This is a genomic window from Micromonospora sp. NPDC005215 (genome assembly GCF_040607915.1).
Lineage (GTDB): Bacteria > Actinomycetota > Actinomycetes > Mycobacteriales > Micromonosporaceae > Micromonospora.
This window is the reverse complement of record NZ_JBEXHQ010000043.1, coordinates 42,326-65,329: the sequence shown is the minus strand read 5'-3', so window position 1 is coordinate 65,329 and position 23,004 is coordinate 42,326. Positions and strand designations below refer to the sequence as shown.

Sequence of the window (23,004 nt, the reverse complement as noted above, 5' to 3'; positions counted from 1 at the left end):
AAGCGCGCGACCTGCATCTGACCGAGGAGGACGTGGCGGCACTCGACACGGCGTTCCCGCCGCCGGCCGGCCCGCAACCGCTGGAGATGTTGTAGGGCCAGCGACCGTTCCGGCCGGAGCCAGGCGAGATCGCTGTCGAACTTGTGGCGCGATGTCTTCGGGAATGCCGGTAGTCCCCGGCAGACAGGTCGACGATCGGCGTCACGGGCATGATCTGGTCCCACACCACCCTGACCGGCGGACACGCGCTGGCTGCCAGAAACACCCCTTCGTAGTCCACCCTTTATGAAGGGGTTTGCCCTGAAGGTTGCAAATATCGACGGCACCCACACGAGCGGACCAACTGACAGGGGCGGACATGAGGTGGCTGATCGGCGGAGCGGTCGCGGTTGGCGGCGGGATGGTCGTCCGGCGCCTGCTCGGCGGAACTGACCAGGGTGACGGCCACTGGCAACGGGGTCAGGCACGGCGACGTCAACCGCGGTGGCATGTGGCGACGGTGAACCGACCAGGCAATGACGTCGCTCCCGGCGGACAGCTCCCCGAGCCGCTGGCCGGGCTCGGCGACGCCGTCGAGGTCCAGCTGCGGCCTGCCCCCGGCGACCGGGGGACAGAGATCGCTGTACGGCTGCGCGACGGTGCCCGACTTCCTGTTGCCGCCGCCGCCCGGCGGGCCACTGGCCGGGATCCTGAGCAGGCGATCCGGGCTGCGCTGCGAGAGTCGAAGCAGCTGATCGAGACCAGTGAGGTCCTGCACCCCGACTATCCACCCACCACCGAGCCGACTCCGATGAACAAGCCACTGCGGATGGCCACCCAACAGGGTCGGCGAGAGGGACGACTGCGTCCCGGACGAGGTGAGCGACGAGCGCGCCCTTTTCGCCTCCGACTCCGCGCCGACCGGCTGGATGGGCGCCGACCTCGCCGGGGTCAAACCGGGTGATGTCGTGGCGGTCTGGGGCGCCGGTGCGGTAGGGCAGATGGCGGCCCGGGCGTCCGTGCTGCTCGGCGCCGATCGGGTGATCGTGATCGACCGACTCGACAACCGGCTCCAGATGGCCCAGACGCATCTCGGCGTCGAGACGCTGAACTACGAGCAGCAGGACGTCAGCGGCGAGTTGCTGGAACGCAGTGGCGGTCGAGGCCCGGACGTGTGCATCGAGGCAGTCGGTATGGAGTCGCACAGCAGCGGCCCGCAATTCTGGTACGACCAGGTCAAGCAGCAGTTGCGAATCGAGTCCGACCGTCCGATCGCTGCGCGGGAGGCGATCTACAACTGCCGCAAGGGCGGCAGTGTGTTCATCCTGGGCGTGTTCGCCGGCCTCGTGGACAAGTTTCCGCTCGGGGCGGTGATGAACAAGGGGCTGACGCTGCGCGGCGCACAGCAGCACGGACAGCGGAGGTCGCGTCAAGGTTGCGGCCCAGCAGAGCGCGCAGGTTGCGCACTTCCGGGTTGACCTTCGCCAGCGCACGCGCCGTCCACACCGGCATTTCCTTGGTCGGAACCTTGGCTGCCCGCTCGCCGAGCCGGCCGCGCAGGATCGCGGCGACGTCGCCCATCCACAGGCTGTGGCCGGCGGTCGCGATGAACCGCTGCCCCGCGGCAACCGGCTCGACCGTGATCACGCGTGTGGGCTGCCCCACGGGTGGGGCAGCTCGACAGGAACTCACCAGCACACCGCAATCGACGCCAGCACCAGCACCCTCCAAAACCCGCCCGCCTTCGCCAGCAGCTCGATGTTCGGCGATCCCGAGGTGCTCAAGTCGCCGCCGGTACCCGTCGCTCAGCCACCGCTGGGGATGGGTGTAGGCACCAACCATCGTCTTGCGAGTTGTTTCTCGTGCTCATGGTGTGTCGCGATGACGCTGCAGGGCCTCGTCCACGAGCTTCCCGGCAGCACCGATATATCCGTCTGGGTCAAGCCAGTTCCGCAAATCGTCGTTGGTCGGCCCGCCTGGTGCGAGGGCGGCCAGCGCGGCTGTCAGGTCAGCGGCCGAGTCGGCGTGCTCGGCGACTGCGATGGTTAGCGCCTTCTTCGAGGACGACTTGCCCAGAAGCGGAGCGAAGCGCGCGCTGAGCCTCTCGGCCACCACGGCACCGCCGGTCATAGCCAGGTTGGCGCGCATCCGGTCCGGGTCGACCGTCAGGCCCTCGGCGAGGTCAGCAGCGTTGCGGGCCGCGCCGGCAACCATCCGCAGGCAGTCGCGTAGCGGCTGCCATTCGGCGTGCCAGGCGCCGGACGAGCGTTCGTCCTCGGCCACCATCGATTGGAAGAGGATCAGCGCCGTCGGCGGGATCTGCCGGGCAGCCGTGGCAATCATGGTGGCAAGGACCGGGTTGCGTTTCTGCGGCATTGCCGAGGATGCGCCCCGGCCGTCCGCCGCCGGCTCGGCGACCTCGGCGATCTCGGTTCGGCTCAGTACGAGCACGTCGGCGGCGAATTTGCCGAGGACACCGCTGACGACGCACAGCACGGCTGCGACGTCGGCGTAGGGAGTCCGCACTCCGTGCCAGGGAAGGCGGGATTCGGTGAGGCCCAGTTCGGCGGCGAAGACGGCGCTTAGCGAAAGAGAATCCGAGTCGGCTCCGGCCATGGTGGCGTACTCGTCGTAGGCGGCCAGGGTACCGGCGGCGCCACCGAGCGATGCCAGAAGACCTGACGTACGTACGTGTTGGGACCGTTGTAGTCCGTCCAGGACGCCATGCCTCCAGGTTGCGGCTTTGAGACCGAAGGTGGTCGGGACCGCGTGCTGGGTCAGGGTGCGACCGGCCATCGGGGTAAGGCGGTGTTTTTCGGCAAGCGTGGCCAGTGCTCTCGCTGTCCGGCTCAGGTCGATCTCGACGTGCGTCAGTACCCGTTGGCATACCAGCATCGCGGCGGAGTCGACGATGTCCTGGCTGGTGCTGCCGCGGTGGACATATTCGGCGGCGTCTGGGTCGATGGCGCGGACCGCCCTGGTCAGCTCGCTGACAAGAGCGACCACCGGGTTGGCGGTGGCGTGCACGCCCTCGGCTATTGCTTCGAGATCGATGTTTTCGGGGACCGCTGCGGCGGTTATTGCCGTGACGGCAGGGGCGGGGATGACACCGAGTTTCGCCTGGGCTCGGGCGAGTGCGATCTCGACGTCGAGCATGGCGCGTATCCACGCGGTGTCGTTGAGATGCACTCCCACGTCAGTGCCGGCCCAGGCTGGCGAGAGGATACTGTCGTCACTCATAGGTTCGCCTCTCGTCGGTGCTTCGGAGTATCCGAGTTGCGATGGTCCGGTGCAGGCAGGCTTGGGCGATGGCGTCCGCGTCTTGCAGGATGACCGAGCCGAGGCCGGGGCGGATGCCCGCGGCGGTGGCCCAGTGGACAGCCTCGGTCGGGACGCCAAACGCGTACCGGTGCGGGTGCGGGCGCCCTGCGGTGTCGATGAGGTGATAGGGCCGGGTGGTCACGGCGAGTCCTGTGGTTCGGTGCTCTCCGCCGCCTGGGATTGGGATCCGGTAGCCGCCGCATTCGCCCCGCCGGATCAGGTTCTGGGTCAGTAAATCAGCGCTGCGTTGCAGGTCCGGATCCGGTATTCGTGCCTCGATGAGCGTCCGTGCCTGGATCGTGTGCCCCGGTTCCACGGCGGAGCGCAGGAGGAACTCCCGGCCGGTGTACTCGAGTGTGGCGCCGGGCGCAGCGACGTGCAGGATGCCGGCCCCGATGAGCGCGATCATTTCCTCGATACGGCGTGCCGGTGGCCCGATCGAGAGGTAGGCGTTCAGCGGAGTGAACCATCTTTGGATCTCGTCGCGGTATGAGTCACCGCTGATGCCTGCGTGGTCGACGACCAGCCGGATCTCGTTGCGTAGATCGCGCAGTACGTCGAGGGCGGCCTTGACCGGGCCATTGACGTTGCCGAGCCGTGCCTGCCGGACGTCGTCCTCCAGGTAGGACACGAGCCATTTGCGATATTCTGCCTCGGTGGCGAAGCCTTCACCGGCGTGCGGCGCGACTATCCGCTGCCAGGACCAGAAGGCCTCCTGTGCGACGCCGAACCTTCGTAGTAGCTGGACTTCCTCGTCGCTCTCCAGATGATCGAGAGGCCCAGCGACAGGCTCTGGCCTCGTCAGATGGGCGTAGTCGCTGCGAAACTCTTGGGCTGCAATCGAGCCGTGTTCAGCGCCGATCAGTGTCGCGTAGTAGACCAAGCGCACCTCGCGATCGACAAGGGGCCAGACATCAGAGCCGAAGCGTACGGAGTCACCTCGCTGTCGCCGTTCGCGTAGGCGGTCGACCGTTTCCATCGTCAGCACCAGCGGTTGATGCCGACCCGATACCCCCTTTTCATTCTCCCCGCGGGCCTGATGCGGGATGCCGCGGCGGGAGAACGCGATCAGCCGAGGCTCCTGTCGGGAGGGACGATACTGGAGCCGCCCGTCGGACCGGCGGCCGAAGGCGCCCCCTCGGCCAGTGGTCAGCAGCGCCAGGTAGTCGAAGAAGCTGAGGCCAAGGCCACGCAGGATCACCGACTCTCCGGCAGTGATGTCGCCGAGCCGCACGTCGGCGGCATTGTCCGGTGGGACATAGGCCAGTCCACGGTGGCGGGCGAACGTCGCGACGGCAGTTTCCTCGTCGGTCGGTTGGGTCGGTAGGTGTCCCAGAGTGAGTACTACCGCGTCAAGCGATTGCAGTCGACTGCCATCAAGGAGGTCAACCTCCTGGTGTCCGTCAGGGCCGTCACGGAGGTCGACAGCAGTGGTCCGATGTAGCTCGACGGTCAGGCTGGCTGGCCGGTTCAGAAGGACCGCGTTGAGCACGTGCACAAGGTAGTGGCCATAGAGCGCGCGACTCGGATAGGCGTTCGGACCCAGGGTGGCAGCCTCGGTTGCGAAGAGGGGTGGCAGATCGGGGCTGGTCTTCGCCCAGGTGTAGAGGCTGGGGCCAGGTCGGACCGGGCCGGCGCAGGCCACGCTTTCGTCGGTGTACATGGTGACCTGGGAGGCCACCGTATTGAGGAGGAGGAGCTGCGACTGGTCAGTACGCCAGACGCGCCCGCCCCACCCGAGATAGGGATCGATGAGATGCACTCTTACGGGCGGGTCGTCGTCGCGGAGGCTGGCACTGATGCGTTCGAGGGTGGCTAGTCCGCGTGGTCCGACGCCGACCACGGCGATGCGTGTTGGCTTGGTCAAGGCGTGCTTCTTCCCCGTCGGTCAGTTGCGGGCCGGTCTCCGGCAACGCTGGCTGTGCTGAGGGTGGTGGAGCGCCGGTCAGTTCAGCTCCAGGCGTACGGGATAGCGACTCAACCACTCGTTGAGCCCCAGCAGCATTTCCACGCCGCGCCGGGCCACCGTGAAGGCGCCGCCCTCGAACTTGGCACCGGCGAGTGCGCGGGCCCGGTTGTCGTCGAGCAGTGCCCGCACCGGCGCGCCGGGGTCGGTCAGCACCGCCCTGGTCCGGTCGGCCAGCATGCGCTCGTAGGCCGGGTCCTGAATGCTCGGGTAGGGGCTCTTGCGCCGGGCCACCACCGAGGCGGGCAGCACGTCGGCGGTGGCGGCGCGGAGCAGGCTCTTCTCCCGCCCGTCGAAGGACTTGAGGCTCCACGGGACGTTGTAGACGTACTCGACGAGCCGGTGGTCGCAGAACGGCACCCGCACCTCGAGGCCGTGGGCCATGCTCATCCGGTCCTTGCGGTCGAGAAGCACCTGCACGAACCGGGTGAGGTTGAGGTAGAACATCTCGCGCATCCGGTACTCCTCCGGCGACTCGCCGGGCAGGTGATCGACCTCGGTCAGCGCCTGCCGGTACGCCGCGTCCTGGTAGCCCGGCAGGTCGAGCTTCAGATCGGGCGCGAACAGGCTCGGCGGCCGGGAGTCACCCGCGGCGCCGCGGACCGCGGCCACCCAGGGGAACGTGTTCGCACGGATCACGGCCGGATCGTGGAACCAGGCGTAACCGCCGAAGACCTCGTCCGCGGACTCGCCGGACAACGCCACTGTCGACCGCTCCCGGACGGCGCGGAAGAGCAGGTAGAGCGAGGTGTGCATGTCGCCGAGCGCGGGGGGCACGTCGGCCGCGGTGAGCACGCCGGTGCGGTAGAGGGGGTCCATGAGGGCGGGCGAGTCCAGCATGATGTCGGTGTGGTCGGAGCCGACGTGCTGCGCGACCTCGTGCACGAACGGCGCGTCGGGCGTCAGATGCATCCCGGTTTGCTGGAAGTGCTCGGTCTGCCCGGCGAAGTCGACAGCGAACGAGCGCACCGGCCCGGCACCCTGCGCCGCGAGGGCGCGGGCGGCCAGTGCGGTGATCGCCGACGAGTCGAGGCCACCGGAGAGCAGCACGCCGAGCGGCACGTCGGCGATGAGCTGCCGCTGAACGATGTCGTCGAGCAGCTCGCGCACGGTCCGTACGGTGGTGTCCCGATCGTCGGTGTGCTCCCGGGGGGTGAGGGACCAGTAGCGGCGGGCGCGCAGCCCGGACCGGTCCACCCGGACGATCTCGCCGGGGCGCACTTCGCGCAGGTCCCGGTAGATGCCGTGTCCGGGCGTCTTGGTGAAGGCGAGCAGCTCGCGCAGCCCGTCGGTGTCGACGACGGCCGGCACCTGCGGGTGGGCGAGCACGCCCTTGGGCTCGGAGGCGAAGACCACGCCGTCCGGCATCGGCCGGTAGTAGAGCGGCTTGATGCCCATGCGGTCACGGACCAGCAGCAGCGCCTGCTCGCGCGGGTCCCAGAGGCCGAAGGCGTACATGCCGTTGAGGTGCTCGGCGAAATTTTCGCCCCACTCCAGGTAGGCGTGCAGGACCACCTCGGTGTCGCTCTCGGTGCGGAACTCGTGGCCCAGCCCGCGCAACCGGGTGCGCAACTCGCGATAGTTGTAGACCTCGCCGCTGTAGGTGATCACGGCGATGGCGGCGCCGTCGTGCTCGACGGTCATCGGCTGCGCCCCGGTCGACAGGTCGATGACGGCGAGCCGGCGGTGCCCGAGGCCGGCATGCTCGTCGAGCCACACGCCCTCGGCGTCCGGCCCGCGCAGGCTCATCGTCGCCGTCATCGCCCGCAGCACCGCGCCCTCGCGGCGCAGGTCACGGGTGAAGTCGACCCATCCGACAATTCCACACACAGTGTGCCTCCCGTTGATCGATCAATCGTGGTGATGGCTACCGGTGCGAGCGCTCACGGCCTGGTGACCACAGTGCCGAAGGTGGTGGCGAGCCAGGGCTTGCGACCGCCGGTCAGCAGCTTGCCGCGGGCGATCTGGCCCCACTGGCCGGTGCGACCGAAGCCGACCTTGAGGAACGCGGCGGGGTCGGCGGAGATCCAGCAGTCCGGCCTGGCCTGCGCGGTCGACCTGCCGGTCACCGCGGTCCCGTTGTCGATCTCCACCAGATAGCGCGGGCCGCCACGCAGCCTGATCTCGATGCTCGCGCGGACGTTCGCGGCGCGTTTCCGGTTCAGGTATCGCGGCATCATCGTCAGTACGCCGTCGAGCACCAGCAACGCGTCCGACCGGTCGATGCGCCACGGCTGTCCGCTCGCCCGCGCGATGTCCAGCCCGTGCACGACCAGTTCGCCGAGCAGCGCCGAGCTCATCGTCGACCAGCTCAACGCGAGGCCGTTGCTGACGATCAGCGGTTGCGCCGGCGGCTCCACGGTCAGGAATCCCGTCACCGCCGGTAGCAGCCGATTGGCCAGCGAGGCGAGGTCACGATCGGGATCGGTACGCAACTGCGCGGCGTTCGCCTCGGCGTTGCGCCGCGACGGGTGGTCGCCCGCGGCGGGGTTGTTCCGTCCCTGGGCGTACGCGGTGTAGTCGACGAACTCGTTCACCAGGTGCGCCGCGGTCTCGCCGGCGGTCCAGCTCAGCCCGGGAACCATGGCGTCCGGAGACTTCGCGGCCCGGATCACCGCTGCGGCGCGAACAGCGGCACTGCGGATCGCGTCGGACAATGCCGCTCGTTCGGCATCGGGCACAGCGTTGATCTCCGGCATGAGTCATCCCATCGTTTCGTCGAGCGGACACCGATCGCCTGATCATGTGAGGACCGCGCTGAGTTCCCGGACCGCGGCGACGTCCGCGCAACCCGCGAGCCGCATCGCCGCGTGCAGCTCGGCCGCCAGCAGCCCCAGCAACCCGGTCACGCCCGCCTGGCCACCGGCCGCCAGTGCCCAGATCACCGGCCGGCCGATCAGCACACCGTCCGCGCCGAGCGCCAGCGCCCGCAGGATGTCGGTTCCCCCACGGATACCGCTGTCCAGGTAGACCTGACAACCCGCCGGAACCGCCTCGACGGCCGCCGGAAGCATTGTGACGCTGGCCGGCGCCCCGTCCAGTTGCCGGCCACCGTGGTTGGAGATCACCACCCCGGTGGCGCCGGCCTCGGCCGCCCGGCGGGCGTCGTCCGGGTCGAGGATTCCCTTGACCACGATCGGCAGCGAGGTACGCGACCGCAGCAGCTCGAGGTGTTCCCAGCCCAGACCCGGGTGGAACTCGGCGGCCGTGTGGGTGGCCAGCGCCGAGCCGGCGCCGTTGCCCCGATGGGCCACGCTCTGCGCGCCGGACCGGACGTTCGCCGACCGCACACCAGCGGGCAGCGTGAACAGGTTGCGCACGTCACGCAGCCGGCGCCCCATGATCGGTACGTCGACGGTGACCACCAGCACCCGGCAACCGGCCGCCTCGGCCCGCTCCACCAGCCCGAACGTCTCACGGTCGTCCTTGAGCCAGTAGAGCTGGAACCAGTGCTCACCGCCGGCCCCGGCCACCTCCTCGACGCTCACGCTGCTCAGCGTGCTGCTGATGAAGGGCACTCCGGCTGACGCGGCGGCCCGGGCGGTCGCCACCTCGCCGTCGGGGTGGTAGAGCTGCTGGTAGGCCATCGGTGCCACAGCCAGCGGCAAGGCGGCAGGCGTCCCGGCGAGCGTGGTGGACGGATCAGCCCGCCCCGCGCCGCGCAGCACCCGGGGCAGCACTGTCACGCGGTCCAGGGCCCGCCGATTGGCCGCCAGGGTGGTCTCCGACTCGCTGCCGCCTGCCACGAAATCGCGTACCGCGTCCGGGAGCATCGCCTCGGCAAGCGCCCGGTAGTCGTCGACGGTGTCCAGGCGCAGCGGCTCCAGCGCGGCCGGGTAGGTCATCGGTCGGCCTCCCGGCGTGCGCGCCCGGCCTCGGCGACGACGAAGTCGGCCAGCCGGCGTACGCCCTCGACGACCTCTTCCTCGGACAGATAACTGATCGACAGCCGCAGCGTGTCCGCACCCCCGCCGTCGAGGTAGAAGTACCGCAACGGCGTCCAGACGACGCCGAACTCGCCGGCCGAGCGGGCCAGCGCGGCCTCGTCGGCCGCGAACGGCACCCGCATGGTCAGGAAGAAGCCGCCGGCCGGGCTGTTCCAGCTGACACCCAGCGCGGCCCGCCCCTCAGCCGGCAGCCGCCGGTCCAGCTCGCGCAGGGTGGCGTCCATCGCGGCGGCGTAGTGATCGGCCGCCTTGGCGTTGCGTTCGGACACCCGGCCGCCCGCCGCCAGCAGCGCACCGGCCACCACGGCCTGACTCAACGGCGACGTGTTGACAGTCGTCATGCTCTTGATCTTGACGAGCTGGTCGGCGAGCAGGCCGCCCTCACCGCTGTCGACCGGCTGGTCGGCGATCACGTAACCGACCCGGGCGCCGGGGAACACCGTCTTGGAGTAGGAACCCAGGTGCACCACCACCCCGGCGCGGTCCATGGCCTTCAGCGCGGGAACCCGGTCGCCGGGGCTGACCATCCGGTACGGGCTGTCTTCGAGAATCAGCACCCCGTGTCGCTCAGCCACGGCCAGCAGCTCGGCCCGCTCCCGCTCGCCGACCGTACGCCCGGAGGGGTTGGAGTGGTCGGGCACCAGGTAGAACGCCGCCGGCCGGCGTCCGGCGGCCTGTTCCCGGCGGATCGCCTCCGCGACCACCGCGGCGGAGAAGCCGCTCTCCGGCTCCTCGACCTCGACGACCGGGATGTCCAGCAGGCTCGCCGCCCCGGTGATACCCATGTAGCAGGGGCTGGAGACCAGCAGCACGTCCCGCGGCCCGGCGAACAACGCCCGCAGCACCAGGAGCATCCCCTCCTGTGCGCCCACCGTGATCACGATCGACCGGGCCGGCACGTCGATCCCCTCGTCGGCGCGCAGTGCGGCGGCGACGATGTCACGGATCTGCCCGGCGGTGCTGCCGTACTGGCACATCATCGTGCGGATCTGCTCAGGCGAACAGCCGTCCTGCTCCAGGTGGGCCAGGTAGCGACGCAGGTAGGTGAAGATGTCCTCGGTGTCGAAGAAGTCCTCGTACGGCCTGCCGGGGGCGAAGGAGATTGCTTCGGGATAGCGCATGGTGATCTCGTTCAGGAACGTCATCGTGTCGAGCACCGGGTCGGCGAGACTCCGGTGCAAGTCGGCCTTCCGTACGGACATACGGTCTCCTCTCGACCGTGCCGGCGTCAGCGCGCCGGCACAGCGCGTTCAGGACAGCGACTGCTGCGGGTCTCACACCGCGACGGCCTCGATCGCGCTCTCGGCCCGCGGATCGTGCCGGGACGCCGGGTGTACGGCCACCACATCGAAGCCGCTGCGGCCGATCAGCTCCCGGTACTCGCCGTCGGTCCGGTTGCGCCCCTCCACCATGGCCAGCATGAGCAGATCGAAGATCTTGGCCTGGCTCGGTCCGGGGCCGTCCGGGACCACCTTCTCCAGCACCACCAGGCGCGCTCCGGGTCGCATCGCCTCGCGTACGGTCCGCAGGATGGCGACGGCCTTGTCGTCACTCCAGTTGTGCAGGCAGCGCGCCAGCAGGTAGAGATCGCCGTCGCCGGGCACCCGGTCGAAGAAGCTGCCTTCCACAAGTGTCACCCGGTCCGCGACACCGGCCTCGGCGAAGCGGGTGCTCGCCTGCCGGATCGCCTCCGGCAGCTCGAGCAGGACGCCACGGGCCTCCGGCCGGCCGGTGAGGAGGGCGGCGAGCAGCGCGCCGTCGCCGCCACCGACATCGACAATGGTGCGGGCCCCGCCGACGTCACACCGCGACAGGGCGGCGGGTACCGTCCGATGGCTGCCAAGGGCGGCGTGGAACGTACGCGCGACCTCGGGGTGAGTGGCGAGGTAGGTGTACATGGGCTGCCCGTACGCCTGGTCGAAGGCCGGGGTGCCGGTCCGGACCGCGTGCGGCAGTTCGGCGAAGGAGCGGAACACCTCCTCGCCCAGCATGATGGCGCTGGCCCGGGCGGATGCGGGCACGTCGCTCCGTAACAGCGAGCCAGCGCCGGTGAGCTCGAACGTCTCGCGTCCCCGCTGGGTGAAGAGTCCGACGGAAGCCAGTGCCCGCAGCAGGCGCAGCAGCGCGTCCGGATCGGCGCCGCACCGCGCGGCCAGGTTCGGCGCGGTCTCCGGACCGTCCGCCAGCAGGTCGGCGATGCCGAGCTTCGCGACCGTGTAGCAGGCCTGGCCGAGCCACGCCCCGGAGAGCAGGGTCTGTACCAGTGCGGCGTCAGTCAGTCGCACCCGTGGCGGGGCCGCCGCCACTGTGTGGTCCGGTTGAGCGTGGAAGGTCGACATCATTTCCCCCAGCGGGCAGACGTGGAGTGAGTGGGAGCTCCGCTCACAGGGCCGCTCCGACGGCGGACATGACGGCCACCGTGAGGCGCCGGTGCAGCGAGGCGTTGTCCCGGCGATCGGTGACCACCTCGATCAGCCGGGGACCGGGCTGGTCGAGCACCGCGAGCAGATCGGCCGTGCCGGCGGCCCGCGTGTACGGCCAGCCAGACGCGGCCGCCACCTGTTCGAAGGAGACGCCGTGCGGCGTACCGAAGAGCACCTCGAAGTCGTCGATCGGCCGCCGCACCGGGAGCAGCGAGAAGATGCCGCCGCCGTTGTTGTTGACCACGACGATGGTGAGGTCCGGCCGCGGTGAGCCGAGGCCGGTGACGAGTCCGTTCTGGTCGTGCAGCAGCGACAGGTCGCCGAGCAGCGCGTAGGCTCGGCCGCCGCCCTGCGCCTGGTGCGCCAGCGCGGCACCGATCGCACTGGACACCGCTCCGTCGATGCCGCTGAGTCCCCGGTTGGCGAGGATCCGGACGTCCCGACGCGGTCGCATGGTCTGTTCCAGATCGCGAATCGGCATGCTGGAGCCGGCGAAGAGCAGCGACCCGTCCGGGATCGCCGCCACCAGGTCGCGGGCGATGCGCGGCTCGCTGAGATCGGTACGGTCCAGCATCACGTCGAGCGCGCCACCGGCGGCCTTGTCGGCGTCCTGCCACCGGCGCAGCCAATCCGGATCCTGGTCACGCAGCCTCGGCGTACCGAGCCGGGACAGCACCTCGGTGGCGCCGCGGGTGGGGTCGGCCCAGTCGGCGGACGGATCGACGACGAGATGGTCGCGGGCCTGACCGAGGTAGTCGAGAACCGCGAGGTGGACGCCGGGCCGCCCCATGGTGATCACCATCTCCGGCTCGGCCCCCTTCCGGAACCCCCGATGGCTGAGCAGGTCGCCGTACGTCCGGATGGCGTTGGCACCGTAGCGCGCACCGCTCTGCGGCTCGGCCAGCAACGGCCACCCGGCCTGCTCGGCGAAGGTGACAGCGGCGTGCGGATCGCTCGCGCCGTCGCCGACGACGATCACCCCGCGGGCGGGCACGTCCAGCGTGTGCGGTGGCTCCGGAGCATGCCGGACCCGGGTCCAGGGTTCCCCCGGTGGGCGCGCCGACGCCAGGAGGGCCGCCTCGTCCGGCAGTGGGGCCGGTGCGTCGTACGGCTCGTGCAGGCCGATGTTGAGATGCACCGGCCCGTGGGCGCAGCTGCCGAGGGCCCGGGACACCGCGGATCGCCAGTACCGCACCGTGGCCGTGGTGGGTGGCTCGGTGTGCAGTTCCGTGTAGTGGGGCGTCGCCGTCCCGTACAGCCGTACCTGGTCGGTCGCCTGGTTGGCTCCCGTGCCGCGTAGCGCGGGCAGCCGATCGGTGGTGATGACGACCAGCGGCACGCGGCTGTGCCGGGCCTCCAGCACGGCGGGATGCAGGTTGGCTGCCGCCGTCCCCGACGTGCACACCACGGCGGCGGGGCGGCCGCTCGCCCGGGCGAGCCCCAGCGCGAGGAAGGCCGCGGACCGTTCGTCGATGCGTACGTGCAGCCGTATGCCCGGGCACTGGTGGACGGCGTGCGCGAGCACTCCGGAGTGCAGGCCGGGCGAGGCGACCACGTCGGTGACACCGCACCGCGCCAGTTCGTCGGCGACGGTGCTGGCCAGGGGATCCGAGAAGTGCACGATGTCCTTTCCGGAGACGATCAGTCGTCGGCTTTGGGAGCCAGAGCCAGCGACGCCGGGCTCGGCGCCTCGTCCACGAACTCGACCACCGCCTGCACGACCTCACGGGCGATGAGAATGCGCTGGTGGCCCAGCCGGTCGGTGACGAGCAGCCGGGCCGGGCCGGCGTAGTCGGCGATGAGCCGGTTCGCGTGATCCATGCCGACCGTCGTGTCGGAGCCGTCGTGGATCACGAGCATCGGGACGGCGGCCTCGGCTCGCGCGCCGGGCGACTGCTGCCCGCCGCCCTGCCCGGCCGAGAAGATCTCCTGCTGGACGCGCCGGTGCAGGCGGCGCACGACCCGTTCGTTCACCCCCAGCCGCCGGTGGAACTCGTCGACCATGAACCCGAGGTCCGCGACACCGCTGATGGCCACGAGTCTCCGGGTCCGCACGCCGTTGCGTACGGCGAGCAGGGCGCACGGCACGCCGTACGAATGGGCGACGATCGCCTCGAAGGTTCCGAAGCACCGCTGCACCTCGTCGATGACGCGGCCGTACTCCGCCACGGTGGTGGCCTCGCCGCCCGAGTGGCCGTGGCCGGGGGCGTCGAAACTCAGCGGGCTGTACCCGTGGGCGAGCAGCCGGGGAACGAAGGAGGCGAACCGTGACGCCCGCGAGCGCCAGCCGTGCAGCAGCAGCACCGGCTTCACGCCGTCACCCCAGCGGTACGTGACGACCCGCTTCCCCCTGACCACCACGACGTCCCGGATGGCCGACGCGTGCACCTCCTGTTCGGTGACCCGCAGGTTCGCCCGCCTCCAGGTCTTGCAGAAGGTGACGTACGCGCCGTGGCCGGCGAGCGCCGGCGCTATCCAGGACGCGATGTTGAGGCCCGTCCGGACGGACGAGGCGGTCAGTAGTCTCCTGGCCATCGTGGACGGCTATCCGCGCCAGATCGTCGGGCAGTACTCCGGATCGGAGTAGTCGGGAGTGCCGTCCGCCTGGCGACGCACGAGCACGTCATGGTTGTAGCTGACCTGGGACCCGTCCGACAGCTTGAACTCCCGGTACGCGTTGTCCCCGTCCTGCAGGTGCAGGGAGATAGCCCGGCGCGGACGGTCACTGACGTTGGCCCCGCTGCCGTGGTAGGTGCGGCAGTGGTGGAAGCTGACATGCCCCTTCGGGATGATCATCGGGACTTTGCGGACCTCGGTGCCGTTCGCCTCGGCGTTCTCCCGCAGCATCTCCTCGAGCTGCGTCCGGTCGCGGTCGGCGAAGTGCCGGGACGTCGCGTCGTTCCCACCGATCTCCTGCCACCGGTGGCTGCCGTCCACCATGGTGATGGTGCCCATCTCCTCGTCACAGTCGTGAAAGGGGAGGAACGCGGTGAGCATGCGCTCGGACGTGGACGTCGCCCAGTAGTGCCTGTCGAAGTGCCACGGAACGATGTTCGTCTCCTCCGCGGGCTGGGCCGGCTTGTAGATCAGGGTGGACTGGAAGATGCGGATCGCGTCCGCCTGTGCCAGTCGCGCCGCGATGGCCCCGATGAGCGGCTTGCGCAGGATCTCGCCGATGGCGGCCGACTCGTAGTGGATGTAGTCGTTGTGGCGCTGGACGGCGCCGGCGGATGGTTCCCAGTAGGCCAGCCTCGCCGGGCGTACCGGCAGAACCCGATCGCGATGACCGGCGTAGAACTGTTCGCTGGCCGTCACCAGGAGGTCGACCTCGGCGTCGCTGAAGATCCGAGGGGAGAGGAACCAGCCGTGCTCGAGGTAGAACTGCACGTCGGAGTCGGACGGCAGCAGGTCGTGCTCCTCGTCGGTCAGCGCGAACGAGTCAACTTGCGAGGTCATCGGGATACCTTTCTGCGAAGGCGCCGGGTCGTGTCGTCGCCGGGGGTCACGCGCTCACCTCGGTGTCCTGGGCGACGGCCTCGTACAGCGCCTTGATGTTGCTGCTGCCGAACGAGCGGGCGCCGTGCCGGTCGACGAGCTCGGTGAAGTAGGTGCCCCGGACGTGCACGGGCTTGGTGAAGATCTGGAACAGCTCGCCCCAGTGGTCCCGGTCGACCAGAACATTGGTGGCCCGCAGCCGCTCGATGGGGACGTCGGTCCGGCCGAGCCGCTCCTCAATGGAGTGGTAGTAGCTGGCCGGCGTGCTCAGGAACTGGACGCCGCGGACGTCCAGGTCGCTCACCGCGGCCACGATGTCGCCGGTCAGCAACGCCAGATGCTGCACGCCCGCGCCCTGGTGCTGCTCCAGGAACCGGTCGATCTGGCCCGGCCGGTATCCGGGCGCCGGCTCGATCAGGGTGAACGTCACGGTCCCCGCGTCGTTCTGTACCACCTTGGAGTCCATGGCCTGGGCGCCGACCTCGATGAACTCCTCGAAGATCTGGCTGAAGCCGAACACGTCACGGTAGTACTTGACGGTCCGCCCGAGGTCTCCGGTGGGAAGGCACACCGCCGCGTGGTCGACCAGGGAGAAATGCTGCTCGCGGGGCTCCGGCTCGGACGTGAGGATGTCCATGACCCCCGGAAGGAAGGCGCGTTCCGAGCCGTGCCGCTCGACGAGGCGGTGATGGACGTCGCCGAAACCGCCGACAGTCGCGGTCACCACCCGTGCCTCGTCGTCGGCGGCAGTGGACAACGGCTCGACGGCTCTCGCCCCGCGGGCGACGGCCTCCTCGAATGCTCGGCCGGCATCGGGCGTCGCGAAGGCGATGTTCGCCACGCCGTCGCCGTGCTTGGCGACGTAGCGAGCCGCCGGGTGGGCGGGTGTCAGGCCCGAGGTGAGTAGGAACCGCGCGTCGCCCTGCCGCAGCAGCAGCGATCGCTGGTCCGCGAGGCCGGTCTCCGGGCCGGCCTGGCCGCACAGTTGGAATCCGAAGGCGGTGCACCAGTAGAAGGCCGATTGCTGGGCATCACCGACATAGAACTCGATGTGGTCGATGTCGTTGATCTGCATTGCTGGCTCCTCTTCAGGATGTCGGGTTTGGCGCGGGTCAGCCGGCGGTCACCGCGGTACGACGACGGCGCGTGCTGGCCTCACCCATGAGCAGGCTCACGTTGTGGCCGCCGAAGGCGAAGGAGTTCGATATCGCGTTGCGCACCCGGCCGGTGCGCGGCTGCTTCCGTACGTGGTCCGCCTCGCACTCGGGGTCGACCTCGTCCAGGTTGTACGTCGGCGGCAGCACGCCCCGGGACACGGCCAGCGCCGTGATCGCGGCCTCCACCGCACCTGATCCGCCGAGCAGGTGACCGGTCACCGACTTGGTGCTGCTGACCGCCGGCGGTACCGCGCCGAAGACCGTGCGCAGCGCCTTGACCTCGGCCACGTCACCCAGCTTGGTGCTGGTTCCGTGCGCGTTGACGTAGTCGACCTCGCCGGGTGGGAGGTCGGCGCGACGCAGGGCCGCCGCCATCGCCTTGGCCGCGTAGGCGCCGTCCGGAAGGGGCGTCGTCGGCCGGTGCGCGTCGGTCGTGACACCCCAGCCCAGCAGGTCGGCGTATCCGGCCGCGCCCCGGGCATCCACGTCGCTGGCTCGCTCGACCACCAGGATGCCCGCGCCCTCGGCGAGCACGAAACCGTTGCGGCGCACGTCGAAGGGACGGCTCGCGGCGGTGGGATCCGGCCACCGCGTCGCCAGCGCGCGGGCGTGCCGGAAGCTCAGCGAGCCGGTCGGGTTCAGTGGCGCCTCGGACGCTCCGCAGATCACCATGTCGGCGTCCCCGTGTGCGATCAGGCGGAACGCCTCCACTATCGCGTGGGCGCCGGCGGAGCACGCCGTCGACATGGCGGAGCTGAAGCCGTGCGCTCCGTACCGGATGGCGATGCGGGCCGCCGCCATGTTCCCCAGGAAGCCCGGCAGCATGTAAGGGCTCACCGCGGTACGGCCGCGGGCGGCGTACGCGTGGGTCTGCTCCTCGAAGATGTCCAGGCCGCCTGCACCGCTGCTGACGACAACGGCCACCCGGTCGGGATCCACGTCGGTGCCGACGGTCAGCCCGGCGTCGGCCATCGCGTCCGCGGCGGCGGCGAGAGCCATCAGCACGAACCGGTCGACGAGCCGGCCCTCGGTGGGGGGTAGCACCTCGGACGCTTTGATCTCCGGCGCGAAGCCGGCGTAGTCGATGGCCGGGGCGAGCCGATGGTCGGCGGGCACCTGCCGGATGCCGGACTTGCCGGCGCAGACGGCATCCCACACCGTTTCGACGGCACGCCCGACCGGGGTGAAGAAACCGATGCCGGTGATGACGGGACGGGCGCTCATCACCGCACCGCCGCCGCGGCGGCGTCGAGCAGTTCCCCGCTGACAAGCCGGTCGCGCAGCAACGCCTTGCGCACCTTGCCGGTGGCACCGAACGGCAGCACGCCGTCGTCGGCCGTCAGTACGCCTGCCACGGTCGCCGCCACCGCGGGTTCGAGCGCCGCGGTCACCTTCGCCACCAGGTCCGGCTCCGGCTCGCCGCCGTCACGCAGCGTCAGCAGAATCACCGTACGGACCTCGCCGGGCTCGCCGACGGCCACCACCGTGCACTCGAGCACCTCCGGGCAGGCGGAAAGGACGCGCTCCTCGGCGAGGGCGGTGTACACCCAGTTCCCGTCGCCGATGTCGACCGCGTCGACAAGCCGGTCGACGTGGAAGAAGTAGCCCGCCTCGTTCCGGAAGACCAGGTCACCGGTGAGGAAGTAGCCGTTGCGGCGGGTCCGGTAGGTCAGCTCCGAGTCGTTCCAGTAGCCGAGCGAGAGGGTGGGCGCCTTGATGCCGAGCTGACCGACCTGCCCGGCCGGTAGCTCGCGGGCTTCGTCGTCGTACACCACAGCGTCCGTGTAGACGTGCGGCCGGCCGATGCAACGCCGGTACCGATCGGTGTCCGGGGTGTGCGTGATGAAGAACTGCGAATGACCCATCTCCGAGGAGCCGAGCCCGTCGATGAAGACCGAACCGGGCTTCTGGGTCACGCCCTCGCTCGTCATCACGTACCGCCGGCCGGCGCCGACGAGGTGGCGGATGTGCGGCTCGTGCGCGCAGTCCCCGGTGTTCCACCAGGCCTGCACCGAGCTGAGGTCACGGGTGGCGAGGTCGACGCCGGCCAGATCCGACCACGTCGCCGAGAAGCCGAGCACGCTGATCGGGCGCCACTTCTCGATCACGTCGAGGACGTACGCGCCGTTCTGCCGGGAGCACAACGCCAGCTCCACGTGATTGCACAGCGCCACGCTGAGCGCGATCACCATGGCCGCGTGCCCGGGCGGCAGGATCACCAGCATCCGGTCCAGCGCCGCCGCCTTCGGCAGGGTCAGGCGGTGCCGTACGGCCGCGAAGAGGCTGTGGTGCGAGTGGGCCACCGCCTTGGGCAGACCGGTGGTCCCGGACGAGTGGGTGATGACGACCGGATCGTCGGGGTGGTGCTGGAACGGCGGTGGCGCCAGCCGCGGGTCGCCGGCGCCGAGCGTTGCGACATCGACCATCGACTGGCTGGCGAGCCCCTCGTCGCGCAGTGCTTGCCGGTGCGCCGCGTCGGTGATGACCACGGGCGAGGCCAGCCGCTTCCGGATGTACTCGGCGGCGAGACCACTGCCGAGGTTGCCGTTGATCAGGGCCGGAACGGCGCCGATCCGGGCCAGCGCGAGGAAACTCAGCGCCTGGTCGGCCGAGGCGCGGACGTAGACCGCCACCGGATCCCGCGGCCTGATGCCCAGCCGGTGCAGCTCGGCGGCTCGGGCGGTGACCCGATGCTCCAGCTCGTTCAGCGACATCGGCTGCCAGGACGGGTGGTCGTCCACCGGGGTGTCGAAGGTCAGCGCCGGGTCGTCCAGCCCTTCACCACGCGCGATCAGCGTGGTCAGCAGGTTTCCGGTGCCCAGCGCCGGATCCGCGGCGAGCTCGGCCCGCATTCTCTTAACGTCCATGTCTCGGCTCCCTGGAAGATGTCGTGGGGGCGTTCGTCAGCACGGCCGGACGCCTCGCGAGCAGCACGCCGGCACCCTGGTCGAACTCGTGTTCCGGGCCGGCCTGGTCCACGAGGAGTAACAGGACCCGGTCCGCCTCGCCGTCGTCGAGCAGCAGCTCCGCCGTCCTGACCGCATCGGCCACCGGGTCCGCGGCCGGGCTGGTGCAGACGACCGGCCCGTCCAGCCCCCAGTGGGCCGCGATCCAGCCGGCCACCGAGTTCGGCACCGACTGGAAGAAGAGCAGCGGAGACACCCGCCCGCCGGTGTCGACGGCCCGCGTGACGGCGGCGGCCGTCGCGACGTCGCCCCGGGGGCTCACCAGCACCACCGCCGTCCGCGGGGTCTCCGCCGGCGGCAGCGGCTTCTCGGCGTGGTGCCCCGCGAGGCAGCGCCGGGCGAGCTCCGCCGCCAGCCCGATGAAGGAGGATCCGATGAAGCCGGGCGGCGGGGTGGGCGACCCGTGATCCCGCTCGGCCGGCCAGTGCCCGGCGGCGAGCACCGCCAGCGTTGTCATGGCCGGGATGTCGCGAGCCGCGTGCGCCGCGGTCCAGGTCTGCCGGCTCATGCCGCCTCGACAAGGAGTGCGGTGTTCGCGCCACCGAAGGCGAAGTTGACGGTCAACGCCGAGGTGACCTCGCGGGAGCGGGGCCGGTCCACCAGACCGCCCGGGCACCCGTCCGCCGGCGTCAGCAGGCCGGCGTTGACGGGCAGCCTGCCCTGCCGGATCGTCTCGGTCGTCACGACCAGCTCGACCAGGGCACTGGCTTCCAGCGTGTGGCCGTGGACGGACTTGGAGGAGCTGACCGGCACCACGTCCGCGTGGACACCCAGCGCCCGGCGCAGACCGACGCTCTCGGCACGGTCGCTGGCCGGCGTACCGGTGCCGTGGGCGTTGACGTAGCCGAGGTCCGCCGGGGTCCGGCCGGCCCGCCGCAGCGCCGTGGTGATGGCCCGGGCCTGTCCGGCGCCGTCGGGGCGGGGCTGGGTCACGTGGTACGCGTCGCCGGACCTGCCCCAGCCGGTGAGCCGGGCCAGCACCTGGGCGCCGCGCCGGGCGGCGGCCGCCTCCGACTCGAGCAGGACGGCCACCGCCGCGTCGCCGAGGAGCATCCCGCCGCGCCCGGCGTCGAACGGCCGCTGCCGGCCGTCCAGCGCGAGGGCCCGGCCCGCGTCGAAGAGCGCGAAGCGGTTCGGGTCGACGAGATACCCCGCCGCGACAAGCACCCGCTCGGCGCGTCCCGTGCCGATCATGACGGCGGCGTCGATCACCGCCGTACTCGCCGCGACGCAGGCGGTGGTGTACGCACGTGTCGCCTCGGCCAGCCCGCAGCGGCGCGCCAGCTCGGCGGCGGTCGCCCCGGCGCCATGGTCCGCCCGGGCCGTCCCCGGCGGCCAGGCGACCGCCGGATCGGTGCTCATCGCCAGCAACAACGGGACCTCCGCGCGTGCGCCGGCCGTCAGCCCGGCGGCCTCACACGCGTTCTGCGTCACCCTGGCCAGCTCGTCGAAGAGGGAGCCGGCGTCCTTCCGCTCGGCGGCGTGCCCGGCGCGGCGGCCGTCCGTGGCGAACCGGCTCACCGACGAGAACGCCGGCTCCCCGGCGAAGGCAGCCGACGCCAGCGGCTGGACGCCCCGTCCGCAGGCGGTCATGACGTCCAGGCCGGTGATCGATACCGGACGGCACCGGGGCGGCGCGACCACTTCCGCCTTCCCTGAGGTCATCTCGATTGTCCGTCCAGCGACTGTCGGAGCAGACGGGCAGCTCGGTCCACAGTGGACATTTGGAGCAACGTTTCGTCGGGCAGATCGAGCTCGACCCCGTACCGTTGCTCGACCTGATGGATCAGCCAGGCCAACTCGAGCGAGTCGATGGCGTCGGCGTCCTCCTCGTCGGCCGGGCGCTGGTGATATTCGGCGAGGATCTCAATGACGCCTTGCCGGTCCAGAGACGCGGCAGCGGTCATTTCTGCTCCATGCGCGCGGTGATTTCATCGGCCAGGTCACCCACGGTCATCATGGCCAGCCGCTCGGCCTCGTCCTCGTCGAACCGCACGCCGTAGGCGTCCTCCACCTGAATGGAGATCTCGGCGACCGCCAGGGACTCCAATCCCAGACCGTTGGCGCCCAACGCCGTTTCCCGAGTCACCGAGGAGATGTCATAGTTCATGTTCTTGAGCGCGTCGACAAGAAACGCGAATACGTCGGCAGACATACGAATTCCCTTCGGTTGGCATGGCGCGACCGCTTGATTCGGCGTGCCATTTCGGTGAACTTTCGGCTACCTCGGAGCGTGCGCTGCCCAAGCCCGTCAGCGGACAGCGGCGTCCCGTGCCACGTTGCGCAGTGCGGCTGGATCCCGGACGATCTTGCCGGTGGCGGTGCGGGGAAGATCGCCCAGAACATGCAGCGAACGGGGCCGCTTGTAAGCGGCCAGACGCTCGTCGAGGTCCGCCTGGATCTCCTCGGCCGTCCGGCCGCCGACGGCGGTCACGTAGGCCATGATGACCTTGTCGTACAGCACGATCGCGCTGGTGACCCCGGGCAGGCCGGCCAGCACGGCCTCCACCTCGGCCAGGTCGACCTTCAGGCCACCGATGGAGACCTGCGAGTCCAGCCGGCCGTTGATGGTGAGCAGGCCGGTCGCCGCGTCGAACGTGCCGGCGTCCCGAGTGCGCAGCCAGCCGTCCACCCACCGGGACGGGTCGACCGGGCCGACGTACGGCGACGTCTCGGTGCGCACCAGCACCTGGCCCGCCGCGACACTCACCTCCATGCCGGGCGCCGGCTGAACGGCGGGGGCATGCCGTCCGGACAGATCGGTGGCGATCACCCCGACCTCCGTCATCCCGTACATATTGCCGAGAAGCGTTGCCGGGTAGCGCTCCCGGAACGCATCCCGCAAGCCGCCGCGGACCAGCTCACCAGCGGTGATCATCCGGTGGAACCGGGCCGTCGCGCCGGGGTTCTGGACGCTGGCCAGCATCTCGGCGTGGAACGGGACGCCGATCACCGTGGTCGGCAGGTCCTCGGCGGTGATCGCGGCCAGCATGGCATCGGCCTTGACCCGCGCCGGGATCACCAGACGGACCCGGGCGGCGAGCGCGTACAGCAGCCCACCGACCAGGCCCAGGACATGGACGATGGAACCGAGCAGCACGACCCGTTCCCCGGGGCGCGGGAAGTCGTCGAGCCGCGCATATCGCCGCACCTCGGCGACGAGGCTCGCCGCCGTCCGCCCGATGATCTTCGACGGCCCGGTCGAGCCGGAGCTGAGCTGGTAGAGCGCGTGCGGCGTGGCAGCCGGCAGCCCGCCGAGTTGCGCGACGACGTCGGACTCCACCTCGTAGAAACCGCGGAACACCCCGGCCACCGGCGTCGTCGGCCGCACGAGGAACTGTGGGGTGAGCCGGGACAGCGCCTGGGAGATCTCGGCAGCGGCCAGGCGGTGATCGAGGAGCGTGACCTGGGCGCCGGCTCGCCAGGCGGCAAGCATCGTGGTGATACCCGCCAGCGAAGGTGGCAGGCAGAGCGCCACCGTCCCGCCGGCGCGAAGCCCGGCGGCGTGCAGGTGGGTCTGGCGTTCCGTCACCAGGTTGCGCAGGGTTGCCCGGGTGATCGGCTGGTCGAGGACCAGGCAGCACTCGTCGTCGGGTCCGGCCAGCAGGAAATCGTCCACCCACGGGCCGTCCGGCGGGACCGGCCCGTCGGCTAAGAGTGAAACTGCATTCATATAGTCCCCGTAATGTGCTGAACTGCATATATCCAACGGGCTTTGCTGCCTCGCACTCGACCGCAGCAGCGTCGAGC

At 70.3% G+C, this 23,004-nt stretch carries 19 protein-coding genes; 1 reads left to right on the top strand and 18 read right to left on the bottom strand.

Annotated elements, in window-relative coordinates; translation table 11 throughout:
- Positions 1-857 precede the first annotated feature (857 nt).
- Positions 858-1,457: a zinc-binding dehydrogenase gene (locus ABZU25_RS26570; protein ID WP_355032089.1), complete on the top strand. Its 600-nt coding sequence runs from the start codon at positions 858-860 to the stop codon at positions 1,455-1,457.
- Positions 1,458-1,845: 388 nt separating this feature from the next.
- Here ABZU25_RS26570 and ABZU25_RS26565 read toward each other — a convergent pair whose 3' ends face one another.
- From ABZU25_RS26565 to ABZU25_RS26480, 18 genes are all read right to left on the bottom strand, one after another.
- Positions 1,846-3,219 carry an adenylosuccinate lyase family protein gene (locus tag ABZU25_RS26565; protein ID WP_355032088.1) on the bottom strand — a complete coding sequence of 458 codons (1,374 nt, stop codon included), beginning with the start codon at positions 3,217-3,219 and terminating at the stop codon, positions 1,846-1,848.
- On the bottom strand, positions 3,212-5,167 hold the full coding sequence (locus ABZU25_RS26560; RefSeq protein ID WP_355032087.1) for an FAD/NAD(P)-binding protein: 1,956 nt from the start codon (positions 5,165-5,167) through the stop codon (positions 3,212-3,214). The genes ABZU25_RS26565 and ABZU25_RS26560 overlap by 8 nt, the downstream gene beginning before the upstream one ends.
- 78 nt (positions 5,168-5,245) lie before the next feature.
- Positions 5,246-7,096: an asparagine synthase (glutamine-hydrolyzing) gene (asnB, locus tag ABZU25_RS26555; protein WP_355032086.1), complete on the bottom strand. Its 1,851-nt coding sequence runs from the start codon at positions 7,094-7,096 to the stop codon at positions 5,246-5,248.
- 53 nt (positions 7,097-7,149) lie between these two features.
- Entirely contained in the window at positions 7,150-7,965 is an 816-nt protein-coding gene (locus ABZU25_RS26550; protein ID WP_355032085.1) for a maleylpyruvate isomerase N-terminal domain-containing protein, read from the bottom strand.
- A gap of 42 nt (positions 7,966-8,007) precedes the next feature.
- The gene (locus ABZU25_RS26545) at positions 8,008-9,111 is read right to left on the bottom strand and encodes an alpha-hydroxy acid oxidase (RefSeq protein ID WP_355032084.1); all 1,104 of its coding nucleotides are present in this window, start codon (positions 9,109-9,111) and stop codon (positions 8,008-8,010) included.
- Positions 9,108-10,415, bottom strand: a complete 1,308-nt coding sequence (locus ABZU25_RS26540) for a PLP-dependent aminotransferase family protein (RefSeq protein WP_355032083.1) — start codon at positions 10,413-10,415, stop codon at positions 9,108-9,110. The genes ABZU25_RS26545 and ABZU25_RS26540 overlap by 4 nt, the downstream gene beginning before the upstream one ends.
- Positions 10,416-10,487: 72 nt before the next feature.
- Positions 10,488-11,555, bottom strand: coding sequence for a methyltransferase (locus ABZU25_RS26535; RefSeq protein WP_355032082.1), 1,068 nt, complete (start codon positions 11,553-11,555; stop codon positions 10,488-10,490).
- Between the two features lie 40 nt (positions 11,556-11,595).
- Complete coding sequence (gene menD / locus ABZU25_RS26530; RefSeq protein ID WP_355032081.1) at positions 11,596-13,257, bottom strand: 2-succinyl-5-enolpyruvyl-6-hydroxy-3-cyclohexene-1-carboxylic-acid synthase; 1,662 nt, start codon at positions 13,255-13,257, stop codon at positions 11,596-11,598.
- Positions 13,258-13,277: 20 nt separating this feature from the next.
- On the bottom strand, positions 13,278-14,171 hold the full coding sequence (locus tag ABZU25_RS26525) for an alpha/beta hydrolase (RefSeq protein ID WP_355032080.1): 894 nt from the start codon (positions 14,169-14,171) through the stop codon (positions 13,278-13,280).
- A gap of 9 nt (positions 14,172-14,180) precedes the next feature.
- On the bottom strand, positions 14,181-15,092 hold the full coding sequence (locus tag ABZU25_RS26520) for a phytanoyl-CoA dioxygenase family protein (RefSeq protein ID WP_355032079.1): 912 nt from the start codon (positions 15,090-15,092) through the stop codon (positions 14,181-14,183).
- Positions 15,093-15,138: 46 nt separating this feature from the next.
- Positions 15,139-16,206 carry a 4-hydroxyphenylpyruvate dioxygenase gene (gene hppD, locus ABZU25_RS26515; protein WP_355032078.1) on the bottom strand — a complete coding sequence of 356 codons (1,068 nt, stop codon included), beginning with the start codon at positions 16,204-16,206 and terminating at the stop codon, positions 15,139-15,141.
- Positions 16,207-16,243: 37 nt separating this feature from the next.
- Positions 16,244-17,512, bottom strand: a complete 1,269-nt coding sequence (locus ABZU25_RS26510; protein WP_355032077.1) for a beta-ketoacyl-[acyl-carrier-protein] synthase family protein — start codon at positions 17,510-17,512, stop codon at positions 16,244-16,246.
- On the bottom strand, positions 17,512-19,155 hold the full coding sequence (locus ABZU25_RS26505) for a class I adenylate-forming enzyme family protein (protein WP_355032076.1): 1,644 nt from the start codon (positions 19,153-19,155) through the stop codon (positions 17,512-17,514). The genes ABZU25_RS26510 and ABZU25_RS26505 overlap by 1 nt, the downstream gene beginning before the upstream one ends.
- Positions 19,145-19,762, bottom strand: a complete 618-nt coding sequence (locus ABZU25_RS26500) for a beta-ketoacyl synthase chain length factor (RefSeq protein WP_355032075.1) — start codon at positions 19,760-19,762, stop codon at positions 19,145-19,147. The genes ABZU25_RS26505 and ABZU25_RS26500 overlap by 11 nt, the downstream gene beginning before the upstream one ends.
- On the bottom strand, positions 19,759-20,919 hold the full coding sequence (locus ABZU25_RS26495) for a beta-ketoacyl synthase N-terminal-like domain-containing protein (RefSeq protein ID WP_355032074.1): 1,161 nt from the start codon (positions 20,917-20,919) through the stop codon (positions 19,759-19,761). Before ABZU25_RS26495 ends, ABZU25_RS26500 begins: the two co-directional genes overlap by 4 nt.
- Positions 20,916-21,161 carry an acyl carrier protein gene (locus tag ABZU25_RS26490; RefSeq protein ID WP_355032073.1) on the bottom strand — a complete coding sequence of 82 codons (246 nt, stop codon included), beginning with the start codon at positions 21,159-21,161 and terminating at the stop codon, positions 20,916-20,918. The genes ABZU25_RS26495 and ABZU25_RS26490 overlap by 4 nt, the downstream gene beginning before the upstream one ends.
- Positions 21,158-21,409: a phosphopantetheine-binding protein gene (locus ABZU25_RS26485; protein WP_355032072.1), complete on the bottom strand. Its 252-nt coding sequence runs from the start codon at positions 21,407-21,409 to the stop codon at positions 21,158-21,160. Before ABZU25_RS26485 ends, ABZU25_RS26490 begins: the two co-directional genes overlap by 4 nt.
- Positions 21,410-21,505: 96 nt before the next feature.
- The gene (locus ABZU25_RS26480; protein WP_355032071.1) at positions 21,506-22,927 is read right to left on the bottom strand and encodes a class I adenylate-forming enzyme family protein; all 1,422 of its coding nucleotides are present in this window, start codon (positions 22,925-22,927) and stop codon (positions 21,506-21,508) included.
- Positions 22,928-23,004: the final 77 nt, after the last annotated feature.

Coding starts and splice junctions, on each gene's coding strand:
- ABZU25_RS26500 (WP_355032075.1), bottom strand. CDS start 19,762: ATGAGCCGGCAGACCTGGACCGCGGCGCACGCGGCTCGCGACATCCCG.
- ABZU25_RS26480 (WP_355032071.1), bottom strand. CDS start 22,927: ATGAATGCAGTTTCACTCTTAGCCGACGGGCCGGTCCCGCCGGACGGC.
- hppD (WP_355032078.1), bottom strand. CDS start 16,206: ATGCAGATCAACGACATCGACCACATCGAGTTCTATGTCGGTGATGCC.
- ABZU25_RS26550 (WP_355032085.1), bottom strand. CDS start 7,965: ATGCCGGAGATCAACGCTGTGCCCGATGCCGAACGAGCGGCATTGTCC.
- ABZU25_RS26495 (WP_355032074.1), bottom strand. CDS start 20,919: ATGACCTCAGGGAAGGCGGAAGTGGTCGCGCCGCCCCGGTGCCGTCCG.
- ABZU25_RS26510 (WP_355032077.1), bottom strand. CDS start 17,512: ATGAGCGCCCGTCCCGTCATCACCGGCATCGGTTTCTTCACCCCGGTC.
- ABZU25_RS26535 (WP_355032082.1), bottom strand. CDS start 11,555: ATGATGTCGACCTTCCACGCTCAACCGGACCACACAGTGGCGGCGGCC.
- ABZU25_RS26565 (WP_355032088.1), bottom strand. CDS start 3,219: ATGAGTGACGACAGTATCCTCTCGCCAGCCTGGGCCGGCACTGACGTG.
- ABZU25_RS26525 (WP_355032080.1), bottom strand. CDS start 14,171: ATGGCCAGGAGACTACTGACCGCCTCGTCCGTCCGGACGGGCCTCAAC.
- ABZU25_RS26520 (WP_355032079.1), bottom strand. CDS start 15,092: ATGACCTCGCAAGTTGACTCGTTCGCGCTGACCGACGAGGAGCACGAC.
- ABZU25_RS26545 (WP_355032084.1), bottom strand. CDS start 9,111: ATGACCTACCCGGCCGCGCTGGAGCCGCTGCGCCTGGACACCGTCGAC.
- ABZU25_RS26540 (WP_355032083.1), bottom strand. CDS start 10,415: ATGTCCGTACGGAAGGCCGACTTGCACCGGAGTCTCGCCGACCCGGTG.
- ABZU25_RS26485 (WP_355032072.1), bottom strand. CDS start 21,409: ATGTCTGCCGACGTATTCGCGTTTCTTGTCGACGCGCTCAAGAACATG.
- ABZU25_RS26490 (WP_355032073.1), bottom strand. CDS start 21,161: ATGACCGCTGCCGCGTCTCTGGACCGGCAAGGCGTCATTGAGATCCTC.
- ABZU25_RS26505 (WP_355032076.1), bottom strand. CDS start 19,155: ATGGACGTTAAGAGAATGCGGGCCGAGCTCGCCGCGGATCCGGCGCTG.